General features: G+C 69.5%; 23 protein-coding genes and 1 tRNA gene. 22 read left to right on the top strand and 2 right to left on the bottom strand.

What is annotated here, in order from left to right; translation table 11 throughout:
* Positions 1-365 precede the first annotated feature (365 nt).
* The 4 genes from OG746_RS27000 to OG746_RS26985 all read left to right on the top strand — a co-directional run bounded on the left by OG746_RS27000 (position 366) and on the right by OG746_RS26985 (position 3,872).
* Positions 366-1,574, top strand: a complete 1,209-nt coding sequence (locus tag OG746_RS27000) for a GlxA family transcriptional regulator (protein ID WP_266719303.1) — start codon at positions 366-368, stop codon at positions 1,572-1,574.
* A gap of 79 nt (positions 1,575-1,653) precedes the next feature.
* Complete coding sequence (gene orn, locus OG746_RS26995) at positions 1,654-2,256, top strand: oligoribonuclease (protein ID WP_266719301.1); 603 nt, start codon at positions 1,654-1,656, stop codon at positions 2,254-2,256.
* Between the two features lie 122 nt (positions 2,257-2,378).
* A tRNA-His gene (locus OG746_RS26990) sits at positions 2,379-2,451 on the top strand.
* 122 nt (positions 2,452-2,573) lie between these two features.
* Positions 2,574-3,872, top strand: a complete 1,299-nt coding sequence (locus OG746_RS26985; protein WP_266710470.1) for a tyrosine-type recombinase/integrase — start codon at positions 2,574-2,576, stop codon at positions 3,870-3,872.
* Here the strand turns inward: OG746_RS26985 and OG746_RS26980 are convergent, their stop codons facing one another.
* Positions 3,873-4,352 (bottom strand): hypothetical protein, encoded by a 480-nt coding sequence (locus OG746_RS26980; protein ID WP_266710472.1) that lies wholly within the window; start codon positions 4,350-4,352, stop codon positions 3,873-3,875.
* Positions 4,353-4,523: 171 nt separating this feature from the next.
* Positions 4,524-4,985, bottom strand: a complete 462-nt coding sequence (locus OG746_RS26975) for an XRE family transcriptional regulator (RefSeq protein WP_266710474.1) — start codon at positions 4,983-4,985, stop codon at positions 4,524-4,526.
* A gap of 222 nt (positions 4,986-5,207) precedes the next feature.
* Between OG746_RS26975 and OG746_RS26970 the strand changes: the two genes are divergently transcribed.
* The 18 genes from OG746_RS26970 to OG746_RS26885 all read left to right on the top strand — a co-directional run bounded on the left by OG746_RS26970 (position 5,208) and on the right by OG746_RS26885 (position 15,765).
* Positions 5,208-5,495 carry a helix-turn-helix domain-containing protein gene (locus tag OG746_RS26970; RefSeq protein ID WP_266710476.1) on the top strand — a complete coding sequence of 96 codons (288 nt, stop codon included), beginning with the start codon at positions 5,208-5,210 and terminating at the stop codon, positions 5,493-5,495.
* Entirely contained in the window at positions 5,492-5,764 is a 273-nt protein-coding gene (locus OG746_RS26965; protein ID WP_266710478.1) for a helix-turn-helix domain-containing protein, read from the top strand. The genes OG746_RS26970 and OG746_RS26965 overlap by 4 nt, the downstream gene beginning before the upstream one ends.
* A 93-nt stretch (positions 5,765-5,857) precedes the next feature.
* Positions 5,858-6,235: a hypothetical protein gene (locus tag OG746_RS26960; RefSeq protein WP_266710480.1), complete on the top strand. Its 378-nt coding sequence runs from the start codon at positions 5,858-5,860 to the stop codon at positions 6,233-6,235.
* The gene (locus tag OG746_RS26955; RefSeq protein WP_266710482.1) at positions 6,232-6,711 is read left to right on the top strand and encodes a hypothetical protein; all 480 of its coding nucleotides are present in this window, start codon (positions 6,232-6,234) and stop codon (positions 6,709-6,711) included. The genes OG746_RS26960 and OG746_RS26955 overlap by 4 nt, the downstream gene beginning before the upstream one ends.
* A complete protein-coding gene (locus tag OG746_RS26950; protein ID WP_266710483.1) occupies positions 6,705-6,827 on the top strand; it encodes a hypothetical protein in 123 nt (40 codons plus the stop codon). The genes OG746_RS26955 and OG746_RS26950 overlap by 7 nt, the downstream gene beginning before the upstream one ends.
* Entirely contained in the window at positions 6,824-7,195 is a 372-nt protein-coding gene (locus OG746_RS26945) for a hypothetical protein (protein WP_266710485.1), read from the top strand. Before OG746_RS26950 ends, OG746_RS26945 begins: the two co-directional genes overlap by 4 nt.
* On the top strand, positions 7,192-7,632 hold the full coding sequence (locus OG746_RS26940; protein ID WP_266710487.1) for a hypothetical protein: 441 nt from the start codon (positions 7,192-7,194) through the stop codon (positions 7,630-7,632). The genes OG746_RS26945 and OG746_RS26940 overlap by 4 nt, the downstream gene beginning before the upstream one ends.
* A complete protein-coding gene (locus tag OG746_RS26935) occupies positions 7,629-7,883 on the top strand; it encodes a hypothetical protein (RefSeq protein ID WP_266710489.1) in 255 nt (84 codons plus the stop codon). Before OG746_RS26940 ends, OG746_RS26935 begins: the two co-directional genes overlap by 4 nt.
* Positions 7,883-8,821, top strand: a complete 939-nt coding sequence (locus tag OG746_RS26930) for a hypothetical protein (RefSeq protein WP_266710491.1) — start codon at positions 7,883-7,885, stop codon at positions 8,819-8,821. The genes OG746_RS26935 and OG746_RS26930 overlap by 1 nt, the downstream gene beginning before the upstream one ends.
* Positions 8,821-9,963 carry a recombination directionality factor gene (locus OG746_RS26925; protein ID WP_266710493.1) on the top strand — a complete coding sequence of 381 codons (1,143 nt, stop codon included), beginning with the start codon at positions 8,821-8,823 and terminating at the stop codon, positions 9,961-9,963. Before OG746_RS26930 ends, OG746_RS26925 begins: the two co-directional genes overlap by 1 nt.
* On the top strand, positions 9,960-10,709 hold the full coding sequence (locus OG746_RS26920; protein WP_266710495.1) for an exonuclease domain-containing protein: 750 nt from the start codon (positions 9,960-9,962) through the stop codon (positions 10,707-10,709). Before OG746_RS26925 ends, OG746_RS26920 begins: the two co-directional genes overlap by 4 nt.
* The gene (locus tag OG746_RS26915; RefSeq protein WP_266710497.1) at positions 10,706-10,972 is read left to right on the top strand and encodes a hypothetical protein; all 267 of its coding nucleotides are present in this window, start codon (positions 10,706-10,708) and stop codon (positions 10,970-10,972) included. Before OG746_RS26920 ends, OG746_RS26915 begins: the two co-directional genes overlap by 4 nt.
* Complete coding sequence (locus tag OG746_RS26910) at positions 10,969-11,595, top strand: hypothetical protein (protein ID WP_266710499.1); 627 nt, start codon at positions 10,969-10,971, stop codon at positions 11,593-11,595. Before OG746_RS26915 ends, OG746_RS26910 begins: the two co-directional genes overlap by 4 nt.
* Positions 11,592-12,233, top strand: a complete 642-nt coding sequence (locus tag OG746_RS26905) for a WhiB family transcriptional regulator (protein WP_266710501.1) — start codon at positions 11,592-11,594, stop codon at positions 12,231-12,233. The genes OG746_RS26910 and OG746_RS26905 overlap by 4 nt, the downstream gene beginning before the upstream one ends.
* A complete protein-coding gene (locus OG746_RS26900; protein ID WP_266710503.1) occupies positions 12,230-12,436 on the top strand; it encodes a transcription factor WhiB in 207 nt (68 codons plus the stop codon). Before OG746_RS26905 ends, OG746_RS26900 begins: the two co-directional genes overlap by 4 nt.
* Positions 12,433-12,807: a YfdP family phage-associated protein gene (locus OG746_RS26895; protein WP_266710505.1), complete on the top strand. Its 375-nt coding sequence runs from the start codon at positions 12,433-12,435 to the stop codon at positions 12,805-12,807. Before OG746_RS26900 ends, OG746_RS26895 begins: the two co-directional genes overlap by 4 nt.
* Positions 12,808-12,812: 5 nt before the next feature.
* Entirely contained in the window at positions 12,813-13,640 is an 828-nt protein-coding gene (locus OG746_RS26890) for a DUF2303 family protein (RefSeq protein ID WP_266710507.1), read from the top strand.
* A gap of 343 nt (positions 13,641-13,983) precedes the next feature.
* A complete protein-coding gene (locus OG746_RS26885) occupies positions 13,984-15,765 on the top strand; it encodes an AAA family ATPase (RefSeq protein WP_266710509.1) in 1,782 nt (593 codons plus the stop codon).
* The last annotated feature ends 27 nt before the right edge of the window (positions 15,766-15,792 follow it).

Raw genomic sequence — 15,792 nt, 5'->3', positions numbered from 1 at the left:
CAACTTGGGCCAGCGGGCCACCCCTTGCGTTTCGCCTCCTCCAACCCCCGTTCCACCAGGGCAGAAACAGCGATAAAAAGCGCTTCCACCCTACGGGGACCGGCCACGGAGTTGAGGCCCACTTCCCAGCAACGCCCTTGAGTGCAACGCTTCGTGATCGAATGCTTCACGCCAAGTTGCCTTGTCGACAATCTGTCAGGTTCTTAACTGGTCACGACGGCACCATGGGACGCAGTAGATTCGATCTTGACTGTCTGATCTGAAGGCGGCGGGGGACTTCGTGCATCACCGAGGGGAAACGTGCAGGAGCGAACGACCCGTCAAAATATTGAGGGAGCCGGGATCACCGAGGGGGGCTTAGCAGCATGAGCCACGACGCCACCACCGCGCCGGAGGCGGCGGCTCGCAAGCTGTCGGGGCGCCGTCGACGAGAGATCGTCGCGGTGCTTCTGTTCAGCGGCGGACCCATCTTCGAGAGTTCCATTCCACTCTCCGTGTTCGGCATCGACCGACAGGACGCGGGAGTTCCGCGCTATCGATTGCTCGTGTGCTCCGGCGAAGAGGGACCCCTGAGGACCACGGGGGGACTCGAACTCACGGCGCCGCACGGACTCGAGGCGATATCGCGAGCGGGCACGGTGGTCGTGCCCGCCTGGCGGTCCATCACTTCTCCGCCACCGGAGGAGGCGTTGGACGCCTTGCGTCGCGCCCACGAGGAGGGCGCGCGCATCGTCGGCCTGTGCACGGGAGCCTTCGTGCTCGCCGCGGCAGGCCTGCTGGACGGCCGTCCGGCGACCACGCATTGGATGTACGCGCCGACGCTCGCCAAGCGCTATCCGTCGGTCCATGTGGACCCGCGCGAGCTCTTCGTGGACGACGGCGACGTACTGACGAGCGCCGGCACCGCGGCCGGTATAGATCTGTGTCTGCACATCGTGCGCACGGACCACGGCAACGAGGCGGCCGGAGCACTCGCCCGCCGCCTGGTGGTCCCACCGCGCCGCAGCGGCGGCCAGGAGCGCTACCTCGACAGGTCTTTACCCGAGGAGATCGGCGCGGACCCGCTGGCCGAGGTCGTCGCCTGGGCCCTGGAGCACCTCCACGAGCAGTTCGACGTGGAGACGCTCGCCGCCCGCGCCTATATGAGCCGCCGCACCTTCGACCGCCGCTTCCGGTCACTGACGGGGTCCGCCCCGCTGCAGTGGCTGATCACGCAGCGGGTGCTGCAGGCCCAGCGGCTCCTGGAGACGTCCGACTACTCGGTCGACGAGGTGGCGGGCCGCTGCGGCTTCCGCTCCCCCGTCGCGCTGCGCGGGCACTTCCGGCGCCAGCTGGGCTCGTCCCCGGCCGCGTACCGGGCTGCCTACCGGGCGCGCAGGCCACAGCCGAGCGAGAGTCACGGGAAGCCGGAGAAGCCCGACAGGACGGTCGAGCTCGCGGGTGTGCCGGGCGCCGAGGGGACTCCGGTCCCCGCGCAGTCCCGGCGCACGGCGGCCGCGAGCGCACTCGGCCCGCACGCGGCTTCGATGCCGATGGGCCACTCGGGTCTGCCCGGCCCGCGCACGGCTTCGTAGGCCCGCAGGACAGCACCGAGCACAGGAGCTGATGCCCGTCGTCTGCCAGTGGGAAGGTCGGACCCGTAGGGTTGGGCGCATGAACGATCGCATGGTGTGGATCGACTGCGAGATGACCGGACTCTCGCTGGCGAACGACGCGCTCATCGAGGTGGCCGCACTGGTCACCGACTCGGAGCTGAACGTACTCGGCGACGGTGTGGACATCGTGATCCGCCCGCCGGACGAGGCCCTGGAGACGATGCCCGAGGTGGTGCGCAACATGCACACCGCCTCGGGTCTCCTCGACGAGCTGGCGGGCGGCACGACGCTCGCGGACGCCGAGGAACAGGTCCTGGCGTACGTGCGTGAGCACGTCAAGGACGCGGGCAAGGCCCCGCTCTGCGGGAACTCGGTCGGTACCGACCGAGGATTCCTGCTGCGTGACATGCCGACGCTGGAGGACTACCTCCACTACCGGATCGTCGATGTGTCCTCGGTCAAGGAGCTCGCCAGGCGCTGGTACCCGAGGGCGTACTTCAACAGTCCGGACAAGAACGGCAACCACCGGGCGCTCGCCGACATCCGCGAGTCCATCGCCGAGCTGCGCTACTACCGCGAGGCGGTCTTCGTCCCGCAGCCCGGGCCGGACTCGGACACCGCGAAGTCGATCGCGGCGAAGTACGTCCTGCCTGCGGAATAATCCCTCGTAAGCCCCTGTGTACGGGGTCCGGACCCACCCGGGAAAAGGTGTGCGCGAGCACCCCTTCGGACCCTGTACACTTTTTCTCGGCCGGTCGGAAGAAAGACAAACGACCGGACATGGTGGGTGTAGCTCAGTTGGTAGAGCACCTGGTTGTGGTCCAGGTGGCCGCGGGTTCAAGTCCCGTCACTCACCCTGAATGATCAAGGCCCGACCTGCGAAAGCAGGCCGGGCCTTCTTCATGCCCGCACCCGTGGGAACACCACGGGAACACGACCCCCTCCCCAAGGCCGCCCCGCGCGCCTATCGTCCCGGTCATGGCGAGCATCGTTGAACGCCCCAAGAAGTCGGGCGAAGTCACGTACCAGGTGAAGTGGCGCTCAGGCGGCGCCTGGCAGACCGAGAACTTCGGCGGCGACACCGGCGCCGAGCAGGCCGACCAGTTCAAGCAGCTCGTCGAGGCGCACGGCAACCAGTGGCCGTACGGCTGGATCAAGGGCCACGGATTCGTCGAACCCGAGCAGCACCCCGACGACCACCCCTTCGGCGACTACGCCCACCGCTACGTCGACGGACTGAACACCGTGGACGCCCGCACCAAGCGCGACTACAAGCGGGACATCGAGAAGCACTTCCTCGGCGTGCCATACGTCGACCAGGCGGGCGCCGAGCACCGCCTCGGCGGCCTCGTCCACACCGAGCCAGACGGCACGGAGCTCCCGCCGACCATCTGCAACATCACGCAGGCCGACGTGAACGTCTGGGTCGGCCGGCAGCGGCACGCGATCACGGCCCCGGATGATCCCGAGAAGGTGCTCCGGATCAAGGCCAGCGCCAAGAGCGTCGCCAACCGGCACGGCCTGCTGTACGTGATCTTTCAGACCGCGATCGAGTCAGAGCCCGCGCTCCGCGAATCGAACCCCTGCAAGAAGACCGGCCTCCCCCGCCAGGACGAGGGCACCGACGAGGAGATGGTGTTCCTCGAACACGAGGAGTACGCGCGCATCAGCCTCGAACTGCGCACCCTCGACCCCGCGGCCGCAGACCTCGCCGACTTCCTCGTCGGCACCGGCATGCGATGGGGCGAGGCCACCGCCCTCCAGACCCGCGACATCAACTGGACCACGGGCAAGGCCAACGTGCAGCGGGCATGGAAGCGGCAGGAGGACAACACGTTCAAGATCGGGCCGCCCAAGACGAAGAAGGCCCGGCGCCTGGTGAAGCTGAACCCCGACCAGCTGGCGATGCTGCGCCGCCTGACGGCCGGCCGCCGCCCGGAGGACTGGATCTTTCGGGGCGGGCAGGGCAAGGCGTGGCGGCACAGCAACTTCTACCACCGCAAGTGGGAGCGGGCGCTCGCCGAGGCCATCGCGAAGGGACTCGGCAAGAAGCCGAGGATCCACGATCTACGGCACACCCACGTGGCGTGGCTGATCGAACAGAACATCAACCCCGCAGCGATCCAGGCCCGGTTGGGGCATGAGTCGATCACGACGACGATCGACCGGTACGGGCACCTGCTGAACAACCTGGACGACGAGATCAGCGCCGCAGTTACCAACGCGATGCGCGTGGTGGCACCCCGCGAAGGGCTACAGGCCGTCCGCTCCGCGTGATCAGCGGCCCGGCTGCGGCGAGGGGCCGCCGCTCCAGTCCTGCGTCCACTCGCCGCTGCCGACGATGTGGAGCAGGTAGCCGCGCATCTCGTCGAAGCACTGACGCGTCATGGCGCCGGCCGCGACGAGCCACACGAAGCGACCGGGCTGCTCGTCGGGGAGGATCGCCGCGCCGTCGGGGAGATTGGGGCGGATCTCCATGCCGAACTCGGCGACCGTGGCAGGGGGTTCGACCTCGGCAGGTCGGGCGGGTTCCCAGTTCTGCCGCCATCGGCCGCTGCCGACGATGGCCTGGAGGTGGTGGAGCATTTCGTCGAAGCACTGCCGGGTCATGGCGCCGGTCGCGACGAGGAAGACGAACCTGCCTTCTCTCTCCGCGGGCACGATCGCTCGCCCGTCGGGCAGGTGGGGCACGAACTCCATGTCGAACTCCGCCTGGGGTTCTTCTTCCGTCGCGCGCGCTGCACCTTCGTCTGCCATTGTCGAGCCCCTTCGCATGGCACGCCCCTGCATTCGAACTTGATTCGAACATGCAGGTTACAAGTGATCCATCACGCCCCCCAGGCGGATCACCGACTGTGCCATACCGATCAGGTTGTGACTAGAGGGACTCAAGGTGTAACTGAAAGTACTATTAACTATTTAGTACATTCACTCGACCGAGCGTCGGGTGCGCCGCCGGAGGAAGATCTGGGCCAGCTCATCGAGCTCGTCGAGCTCCTCCTCGTCGATCTCCTCGACCCGAGCCAGGAACAGTCGCCGCTTCCCTTCGACATCCCATCGCTCGGAGACGTGCCCGAAGAACTGGGCGCTGGCCGCACGCTGCAAGGCACTCACCGGGAGATGGAGCGCAGCGGCGAGCGCACGGAGCTGGCCCTCGGTCGGCGCCTTCACGCCCCGGTTCTTGATCAGGTTCTCGATGGTGCTCTTCGTGTAGAGCGGCCCCTGCCCCGGACGCTCCGGATCGACCGCCGCCTCGGCGAGGGTGCGGTAGCCGAGGCCGCGCTCCTTCATCTGATCGCGCACAAGATCGGACAGGTCCGTCCGTCTCGTCGTTTCCTCCGCTGCCATCATCCTCGTCTCCGCGTGGGCCGTGTGGGGGGTGGTGTCCACGTGACAACTGCGTCGCCTCTGGCATATGCACTGGTCGGCGCACTTTTCTAGCCATCTCGACCGACACAGTGTCCAGGTTCTTGGCCATCGAACGCCACCCCACCCCGCAGCTTGACCAAAATTCCCCGAAACTCGCCGTCCAGTTATCTGGACACAGCGTCCAGGTTCCTGCCATGCTCTGGGTGTCCAGAAAACTGGCCACACTGTCCAAGGAGGTAGATCGTGGCGCCCGAACCCCGCTACGAACTCGTCCGCCCCGACCTGCTCCGCCTTCTCATGGAGCGCACGTGGACCGGCGCCGACGTCAGCGGCCGCGAACTCGCCGCCGCAATAGGCGTGCCGCGGGCCACCGTTAACGCCCTGCTCACCGGCACCACCCGCTCGGCACCCGAGACCGTCGCCCGCGCCATCTGCCGCGAGATCGGAATCGAACTGCTCTGCCTGTGGGCGCCCAAGAGCCGCACCATCCGCACCCCCGAGCCCGCGCCCCAACAACTGGCCGTCGCGTGACTCGCCGCTTCACCTACGCCGAAGCCGCGGCCGAACTCCGCGTCTCCGAAACCTGGCTGCGCCGGCACATCAAGGCGCTGCCGCACAGCAAAAAGGGCCGAGTCGTGACGTTCACGGCGGAGGACCTGGAGCGGATCGACGCGCTGCACCACCACGAGCCGACGGCCGGCCCGCTGGCGATCGTCTCGGCTCCCAAGCCGGATGGCCCGCACCCGATGGCGCAGCTTCGGCCGCTGCCTCGGCGCGGCACCGCCGTCCGCACTTCCTGAACTTCCCCACAACGCGCCGAAGGGCCGCTCCGCTTGCCGGCCTGAGCGACCCCCGACTACGGCGCCCCTACACACAGAGAAAGAGAGGCCCCGATGGCCACTGAGACTACCGCGACCACGGTCACCGCCCCCTTCGTTAGCCGGTGGGAGCGAGTTCCGCTGTCCGAGCAGCGCGTGGCGCTGGCCGCGTTGGACCGGATCATCGAGCTGCACCCGAACCTGCCTGCCGCGCACATCACGCTCTCCTACACCCGCCCCGAGCAGATCACTGTTCAGGCGCAGAAGTGGCACCACCTGGAGGCGTGGCGCATCGCGCTCAATGTGTCCCCGGCCGAGGTGGAGTTGGGGTGCTGCGAGCCGGAGCGCGACCACATCGAGTTCGAGGCGCAGGTCGACGAAGGACGAGTCCGCGTGTACGTGCTGGGCGACGAGCGGCCGGCCGTGGCCGACGACTCGGCGGTGTCCGCGTGAAGGAGACCCACCGCGACGAGTGGCGCGTGATGGTCACTCTCAATCCCCAGAAGCCCACCGACCTTGGCCTCACCGGCGTCGACGACCTCACCGAGTACCTCGCGCCGACCGGACCGATCACCGTCGCCGTACTGCCCCGCCGCCTCGGGGACTTCGGCTTCGCGTCCGTGGGCGACCGCCTCGTGAGCCGCGACCCCGACGCCAGTTACCGCCGCCGTTGCGACGAGATCGCGGCCGAGCTGCGGCACCTCCCGCACGTCAGGGAGGTAGCCGTCACCTGCACCGAGACGCACACGTGCTCGCACTGCCACCTCACGTGGGAGGTGCTCACCGCCGACGAAGCGGCCGACGACTCGACGAACCAGGACGAGCACAGCGTCGAGGACGAACCGGTGTGCTGCTACACGGCGATCGCGGAGTTCCGTGCCGAGCGCGGGATTCCGGCGCTGGCTCAGACGGGCGGTGCCTCGTGCTGACCTGGCCGATCGCCCTCGGATACCTGGCCCTCTTCGGCCTCGGCTGTGTCCTCGTGTGCTGGTCCGTCGACCGCCACTTCCCCATGAACGACAAGCCGAAGGACGGCACGCGATGAGCAACGACCGCATGCCCGTTGACGGGCCCTACCGCATCTACGTCGACGCCACCCCGACCGGCGCCACACTCGACGTCACCGCGTTCGTCCGCGCCGTCGTACTCAACCTCGCCTCTGCGGCCGACGAGGACGGCGAGAGCCTCCTCGACGACCTGGTCGAGATCGCCGAGTTGGAGCGGTCGGCCGGCGCGCAGGGCCCGGACTCGCACGCCGCTCACGAGCGGGACGAGCGAGTCGAGCGGCTCCTCCAGGAGGTCGCGGGCGACGCCAAGTTGCCGGTGTACGGCGGGCAGGTGGCTCGGCTTGCCGGGTCGCTGGCTCGGATTGCGGCGCCGCGTCCGGTGCCGGGACAGCGAGGTGCTGCGTGAGCACCGCTGCCGAGACCGAGAACTACCCCGGCGAACTCGCCATGCTGCGCGGCCTGGTGAGCGTGATCCGCACCATCGCGGAGCACGGCGACATGGACGAGCTGCGTCGCGTCCTGGTCGAGCACGAGATCGACGAGCAGGCGGCCTACGACGCCCGGGAGAAGGCCAGCGCCACGGCGCCGACGGCCACTCCCCACGTGTTCATCGAGGACGACCGCCTCCGCGCCCTGCACGACGCCATGACGGCCAAGCGCGGCGAGTGGCGCACCGGCGACGTCCGCCGCGTCCTCCGCGACGCCGGCTTCAAGGGCCTCGGCCGCAACACCGCCAGCCAGTTCCTCCGTGCCCTCGTCGACCGCGGCCTCGCCTCCGCGCACGGCCCCGACGACGGCCGCTTCTACACGCTCAGCACCACGGGAAAGGACGGCCGCTCATGACCGGGCCCGAGCACTACGTCGAGGCCGAACGCCTCGTCGCCGAGGCCGCCGTGGATGGGGCCGAGGGCACTCGCTTCGTCCGCCCCGAGAACCTCGCGGCCGCGCAGGTCCACGCGACTCTGGCCCTCGCCGCCGCAACTGCCATGGGCGCGCCCATGGACGGCCACGGCGACAGCGGACTTCCGCCCCTCGACTGCGAGGAGTGGTACCGCGTCGCCGGGGTCAAGCCGCGGAAGGGCGGCGACGCCTGATGACGACGACCGCGCAGGCCGGGGCTTCGGCCCCGGCCGCCGGCCGAAGCCGCAAGGCCAAGGCCCCCGCACCCACCGGCGCCGACCGCATCCCCCAACCGTCGCAAGGCTGGTACCGGGACAAGGTCACCGGCGACAAGCTCCGCCGCGTCACCACCATCCTCGAAAAGGGCTGCTCCAAGGGCGACGCCCTCACCTTCTGGGCCGGGAACATCACCGCCGACACGGCGATGGACCACCTGCCCTATCTCGTGAGCAGCAGCCTCCAGCCCGCCGAGCGGACCGAGGCCCGCAACTGGCTCGCCCGTGCCCACGTCCGCAAGAAGGACGAGCGTAAGGACGTCGGCTCCGCAGTCCACAAGCTGATCGAAGCTCACGTCCTCGGCACGCCGATGCCTGCCGAGCTGCTCGGCGACCCGAACCTCACCCCGTTCCTCGACCACTTCCTGACCTTCGTTGAGGACTGGCAAGTCACCTTCGAGGCCTCCGAGATGGTCGTCGGCAACCGGGAGCAGGGCTACGCCGGAACGCTCGACTACCTGCTCCGCTCCCCGCTCGTCGCCGCCGCGCTCGCCGCGTACTTCAACACGGACGTGCCCGCGGACTCTGTGTTCTGCGGCGACACCAAGACCGGCGGTGAGCTGGACGTCAAGGGCGTGTACCCCGAGGCCTCGTTGCAGATGGCCGCCTACCGCAAGGCCAAGGTCGCGTGGCTGCGGGACGGGTCCACCGTGCCCATGCCCGACACGTTCTGGTCCGGCGTCGTCCTCCACCTGCGGCCCGAGGGATACCGGCTGATCCCCGCCGTCGCGGACGACGACGTCTTCCAGGCGTTCCTCACCGTCAAGGCCAACTCCGAGTGGACGTCCGGCCTGTCCAAGACGGTCATCCGCCCCGCCCTCACCCTCCCCACCATCACCGAAGAGAGGGCCGCCTGATGCCCATCCTCGATCTGCAAATGCGGATGCGTCAGCTCGGCGAGATCCGCATCGGCCACGTCGTCGCCGGCGTCTCCGCCAAGGGCAAGGAGTACACACGCCCGGCCAAGCTCGACAAGTTCCGCTTCACCTCCCCCTCGCGGGAAATCCTCGCCAGCGTCGCCGAGTTGTACGGCGGCGAGGTCAAGCCGTGGACCCCGGCGAACGGTGGCCCGGCCGAGTTCGAGGTGTACTCCACCGTCAACCGGCTCCCCGTGCTGATCCCGCCGCGCGACGCCGTGTCGCAGTGGTACGAGCTGTACGCCGGATCGCAGTGCAAGCGCCGATGCGACGGCGTCACCGAGCAGAAGTCCGACCGACCGTGCATGTGCAACCCGGACGACCGGGACTGCGCCATCACCACCCGCGTCAACGTCATGCTCCGCGACGTCCCCGCACTCGGCCAATGGCTCCTCGTCTCCAAGGGCTACCACGCCGCCGTCACCCTGCCGCCCGCGGCCGAGCTGCTCGCACAGGCCGGCGGCTACGTCGCCGGATGGCTCGGGATGGAAGAGAAGACGGCCATCGTCAAGGACAAGCCCGCCCGGTTCATGGTCCCGACGCTCGACGTGGAGATCACCCCGGCCGCGCTGATGAGCGGGGAGATCGGGAGCGGCAAGACCGAGGTCGCGAAGGGCCCGGAGCGCGCAGCCATCGCGTCGGCTCCGGCCGCAGCGTCGGGCCCGTCGAAGAACTACCTCGCCGCCGCGAAGGGGGCCGCGACACAGGAGGAGGCACTCGCGGTATTCCAGGCAGCGAAGAACGAGGGCGCACCCTTCGACTACCTGGAGAAGCTCAAGGCGATCGGACTCGCCAAGCCGACCGCCGCGTCGACCCCGCCGGCGAACACGGAGTCGAGCCCGGCGGTCGCCGATGCCCCGGACGACGAGGGCGTGTACGACGCCGAGGTGGTCTACGACGACCCCGCGGAAGTCCAAGGCGTCTGGTTCCAGATCATCGCCGCAGCAGGCCAGTTCGGGCTCACGACCGAGCAGGTCGAGGCCGGATTCGCCGAGCGCAACGGCGGCACCCACCCGTCGTCCGGATCACTCGCGCAGATGAACACCTACCTCGCCACGGTCAAGGCGGGTGAGGTCCGATGACGTTCGCCTCCATCCGCAAGATCGGCTTCGACACCGAGACCACTGGCCCGGACCCGACCGAGGCCCGCATCGTCACCGCCGCCCTCGTCGTACGCGGCGGCGGCCGCGACGACACGGTCATGTCCTGGCTGATCAACCCCGGCATCCCGATCCCCGCCGAGGCCGCCGAGATCCACGGCATCAACGACGCCAAGGCCGCCGAGGGAGCCGACCCGAAGGAAGCCCTCGACGACATCGCCGAGCGGCTCGCCGCGGGCCTGCGTTACGGGATGCCCGTCGTCGCCTTCAACCTGTCGTTCGACTGGTCCGTCCTCGCCTACGACCTCGCCCGCAACGGACTGCCCTCCATGGCCGACCGGTTGGCCGGCATCGGGGTGCCCGCGCTCGTCGACCCGCACGTCATCGACAAGCAGATGAACCGCTACGTCAAGGGCAGCGGCATGCGGAAGCTGAAGCCCACGGCCGAGCGGTACAGCGTCGAGCTGAAGGACTGGCACACGGCCGAGGCCGACGCGCTCGCCGCGCTCCTGATCGCGGAGGCGCAGTTCGCGCACTTCGCGCGGCTCGGCCACATGGGGCCGACCGAACTTTTCTCCGCACAGCAGCGGTGGCGCGCCGAGCAGCAGGCCGGGTTGCAGGAGTGGTTCCGCACGAAGGCCACGGCAGAGCAGGGCGGGGCGCCGGACAAGGTGATCGACGGCTCCTGGCCGCTGGTCCCCGCGCAGCGCACGGGCGGTGCCTCGTGACCGCCCGCACCGCAGCCCGCGCCGTCCGCGCGTTCGTCCGCGGACCCGGCCGCCACCGCCACGGTGGCCGGCCGACGCCGATCGAGCAGCGGCCCGTGCTCCTGGACGACGCCGACGTCGACCAGCTCCTCGCCGACGGCGACATCGAGGCCAACGAGTGCGCGCCCTGCCCGTGCTGCTCGCGCACCACCTTCCACGCCATGCACACCGACGGGTCCCGCACGTGCTGGACCTGTGGCACGACCACAGCAGGTGAACAGTGACCGCACCCACCCTGTTCGACACCGAGGCACCGGCCGCCACCACGGCGGCCGGGCCCCGGCCCCTCACCATCGCCCTCGACGTCGCCATCGGCACCACCGGCGTCGCAGGCGACGGCTGGACCGACCACGTCCGCGCCAAGGCCAAGACCCTGCACGGCCGCTTCGCTGAACAGCAGGACGGCTGCGCCTCGTTCTACCGCCACGCCGACTTCGCCGTCATCGAGGGCGCCGCGTTCTCGAAGGCCCGCTTCGCCGGCATGGACCAACTCTCCGCGATGCGGTGGATGATCCGCCACGACCTGTGGAAGCGCGACATCCCGTACGCCGTCGTCCCTCCGGACCAGCGCATCAAGTACGTCACCGGCACCACTCAGCCGAAGGACCCGGCGACCGGGAAGCGTGCGAGCGGCGACGTGTTGAAGGGCATCGTGCGCGACGCCGCGGCCGAGCTGTTCGGCGTCCGCACTGAAGGCCGGGCCCGGTACGACGAGGCCGACGCCCTGGTCCTGTACGCCATGGCCCGGGACTGGCTCGGCGACCCGCTCGCCACGGTGCCAGCGCTGAACCGGCAGGCCCTGGCCGCGTGCACGTGGCCGGAGCGCGAGGCGGTGACCGTCGGATGAGCCGCCGCTTCACCGCCTCGCCCGCAGGCACCAACGACTGGCGCGCCCGATCCGCCTGCGCCGACGCCGACCCCGACGCCATGTTCCCGGACAGCAAGGCACTCATCGCCGCCGCCAAGGACATCTGCCACCACTGCCCCGTCCTCAACGACTGCCTGAACGACGCTCTCCGCAACGACGAAGTCCAGTACGGCCTCCGCGGCGGCCTCACCCCCGAGGAGCGGCGTGCGATCAACGCGCCGCCACCGCCCCCGGCCGCCACTCCGGCCCTGCCCGCCACGCTCGCCGAGGCTGTCGCGCTGCGTACAACCGTCGATGACGACGGCCACACCCGCTGGACCGGCGTGAAGATGATCTCGTTTCGCGGCAAGCGGTACACGGCGGCGCAGGCCGCATTCACCGTCGGCTACGGCCGCGATCCCGAAGGCCCGGTACGCCGCTCCTGCGACGAGGACTGCTTCACCGCCGGCCACCTCACGGACGGCGCGATCCGCGACTCGGAAGCCCGGTGCGGGACCCGCCCCGGCTACTACCAGCACCGCAAGCGCAACGAGCCGGCGTGCGGGCCCTGCAACCGGGCCAACAACGACGCCGACCGGCGTCTCCGTACCACCGGCAGTACCAAGGCCGCGGCATGACCGCCTGGATCGGCGGGCTCCAGATCCGCCGCACCGAGCGCGGTCAAACCCCGGTCGCCGATCTCCTGTGCACCGCGTGCGGCCTCCACCGCCGCGTCACCGGCCGCGAGAAGGTCACCGACTTCGTCCGCGCCAACCCCATCGCAGACCACCGAGCCCACTGCACCGCCACCACACCCCAGCAAGGAGCGAACGCCGCATGACCAGCACCACCGACAAGACCACCGGCGAGATCACCGAGATCGTCGACCTCGCCGCGTTCCTCGCCGGCCACCTCAACGGCCGCACCGCCGAGGAGCTGTCCGCCGAGTTCCACCAGCTGCTCGACGCCGTGAAGTCCCACGGCAAGAAGGGCGAGATGCGGATCACCCTCGTCGTCGAACCCCCGGCCAACGGCGTCGACTCCGCGCCGCTCCCGATCGGCGTCGAGTCCGCCGTCAAGGCCCCGAAGCCGACCCCGGTCAAGTCCCTCTACTTCCTCGACGACGACGGCAACCCCGTCCGCGAGGACCCCCGCCAGATGTCCATCGAGTTCCGCCCCGCCCCGTCCAACACCACCTTCAAGGACGCCTGATCACCGTGACCTACACCGAACTCGCCTCCACTAATGGCGAAGCCCAGACCATCGCCGACGTGGCCATCCGCACCGTGGCCCCGGCCGAGCTGGAGCCCGGCAAGTTCTACGCCTTCCACACCGCGAGCGGCGTGCAGAAGGTCGACCTCACCGGCCCCGAGCACACCGGCCAGCCCCCGCGGAAGCACGGCACCACCACCGTCCGCGACACCGCCTCGTTCCACGCGTACTTCACCAAGCACGCCGACGACAGCAGCGAGGTCTACGCCGACGCCGAGAAGCTCACCGTCACCGCCGTCCTCGACGCCCACCAGGCCGACGGCGCCCGCTGGTCCGGCCACCGGCTCCGCCTCACGCTCCGCGAGACCGAAGCGTGGACGCAGTGGATCCTGAACGACGGCCAGCTCCTCGCGCAGGACGTGTTCGCCGAGTTCCTCGAGGACCACCTCCCCGAACTCCTCGACCCGTCCTCGGCCGACATGCTGGAGATCGCGCAGTCGATCCAGGCGACCACCAAGGTCGACTTCCAGTCCGGCACTCGACTCGCCACCGGGCAACGGCAGTTGCAGTACGTCGAGACCGTGAACGCGAAGGCTGGACAGAAGGGCCAGCTCACCATCCCCGAGCAGTTCACGATCGGCCTCGTGCCGTTCGAGGGCAGCGAGGGCTACCGGCTCACCGCCCGCCTCCGCTACCGCATCACCGACAGCGGCCTCCGCATCGGCTACAAGCTGGAGCGGCCCGGCGACGTCATGCGCACCGCGTTCACGGACGTTGTCACCGTGATCGGCGAGCAGATCGAGCAGCCCGTGATGAACGGGACGCCCGCCTGATGACCGGGGTCCGGCCGCGGGGTGGCACCACTTCCCCCAAGCGCTGCCCCGCGTGCCGGGCCCCTATCCACCGCCAACTCGTCGGCGCTCGAGCAGCACTCGAGATCACCGCCGACCTCGAGCCCCTCACGCTCGAGCAGCAGGCCGCCGCTCGAGAGCCCAATCGGCTCATCTGGTGCCTGCACTCCTCGAGGACCGGCGCTCGAGAACTTCGCTGGCTCACCCCCTGGCACCCCAAGAACTGCCCCCACCCCCACGTCACCGAACACCGCTGCACGGCCCCACCCGTCCGGCCAGCACCCGCACCGCCTGCGCCCGACACCCTGTTCTGAGGAGCCCGCCCGTGAGCAACGTCCGCCCCTTCCAGCGCGACACGGCGGACCACGACGGCCCCAACCGCACATCACCACACGATGCGGAAGCCGAGGCCTACGTGGCCGGCATCGTCATGCACGACCGCGTCGCCTACCTGGAGTGCGCCGAAGTCCTCGACCGCAAGGACATCTACAGCCCCGCGATCCGCCTCATCTGGGACGTCGTCGGCGGCATGGTCGCCGAGGGCAAGCAGCTCCACCCGGTCACCGTTAAAGCGGAGATCGCCCGCCTCAAGCGGCTCCACGAGGTCGAGGGCGGCAACCTCGTCGACCGGCTCGGAGCCGAGACGATCAGTGCGGGCATGGCTGCCTCGTTCGCCGAGCAGATCGCCGAACGTGCCGAGCTCCGACGGTGGGACGAGCACGCCAACGAGCTCAAAGCGAAGATCCTGTCCGGTGCCACCGTCGACGAACTCGACCGGCTCGCCGACAAGCACCGCGAGCAGGAGCAGCGCCGCCACACCGCCCACGGCCCCACCCACCTCACCGGCTCGTTCATCGACTGGGACCCGTTCTTCGCCACCGACTTCGGGAACGTCGAACTCCTCCTCGGCGGACTCATGGCACCCGGCCAGCAGATCACCATCGTCGGCGACGGCAAGGCCGGCAAGTCCCTCTTCACGCAGGAGTGGTTGTGGCGCATGGCCACCGGCCAGTCCTTCCTCGACGACCGGGCGCGCCCGCCCGTGCCGCTCCTGTACGTCGACGCCGAGAACGGCCACCAGGACGTTCAAGGACGCCTCCTGTCCTACGGCGGCGGGCCCGGCCGCATGGGCCTCATGACGTACGCCTCGTTCCCGCCCGTCCGCCCCCTCGACACCGCCGGAGGTGGCGCCGACCTCCTCGCCATGGTCGCCGAGTGCGAAGCCCAACTCGTCTGCCTCGACACCGTCTCCCGCTTCATCTCCGGCCCCGAGAACGACGCCGACACCTGGCTCGCCCTCTACCGCCACACCCTCCTCCCCCTCAAGCGCGCCGGCATCTCCAGCGTGCGCCTCGACCACCTCGGCAAGGACAGCGAGCGCGGCGCCCGCGGCTCCTCCGCCAAGAACCAAGACGTCGACCACGTATGGGAGTTGCGGGCCCAAGGCGGCGGCACCGTCGTCCTCAAGCGCACCTACACGCGTACCGGGATCGGCCCGGACTCGTTCGTCATGCTCCGCCAGTACCGCAAGGACGGCGACGCCTACGTGCCCGGCGCCACCCGGCACGTCCTGATGACCTACGACACCCCCACCGAGCGCGTCGAGGAGGGCTCCGTGGGGTGGCTGGTCCGCAAGCTCGACGACCTCGGCCTCCCGAACGATGCGGGCAACCCGCGCACGAAGGCGGCCCTCGCGAACGCCGGAATCAAGATCGCCAAGAACAAGATCGAAGCCGCCGTCCGGGAACGGAAAAACCGGGACAACTTGGGTTCCCCCGACAGGTTCCCCGAGACCTTCCCCGAAGACGTTCCCCGGGAACCTTCCCCGGGAACCCCCACGGGATCCGAAAACCCGCAGGTCAAACATTCCCCGGGAACCTCACGGGAACGTTCCCCCGACCCAGGTTCCCCCACTTCCCCCCCACCGAAGGTGGGGGAAGGGGAAGGGACGGCCACCCCACAAGCCACAGACGACCCCCTCTGCACCGTCTGCGAACACCCCCTCCACGGCTACCGCCTCGACCGCGGCTACACCACACACCTCGCCTGCGACCCCGACACCGGCAGCCACCCACCCCAAACCCACGAACCCCACGACGCCGCCTGACCCCGCGCGCATTCGGTTACACCCGGC

It is taken from the genome of Streptomyces sp. NBC_01016 (genome assembly GCF_026341035.1).
In the GTDB taxonomy this organism is placed as follows: Bacteria; Actinomycetota; Actinomycetes; order Streptomycetales; family Streptomycetaceae; genus Streptomyces.
The sequence above is the reverse complement of the archived record's forward strand: the minus strand, read 5'-3'. Positions and strand labels throughout refer to the sequence as shown.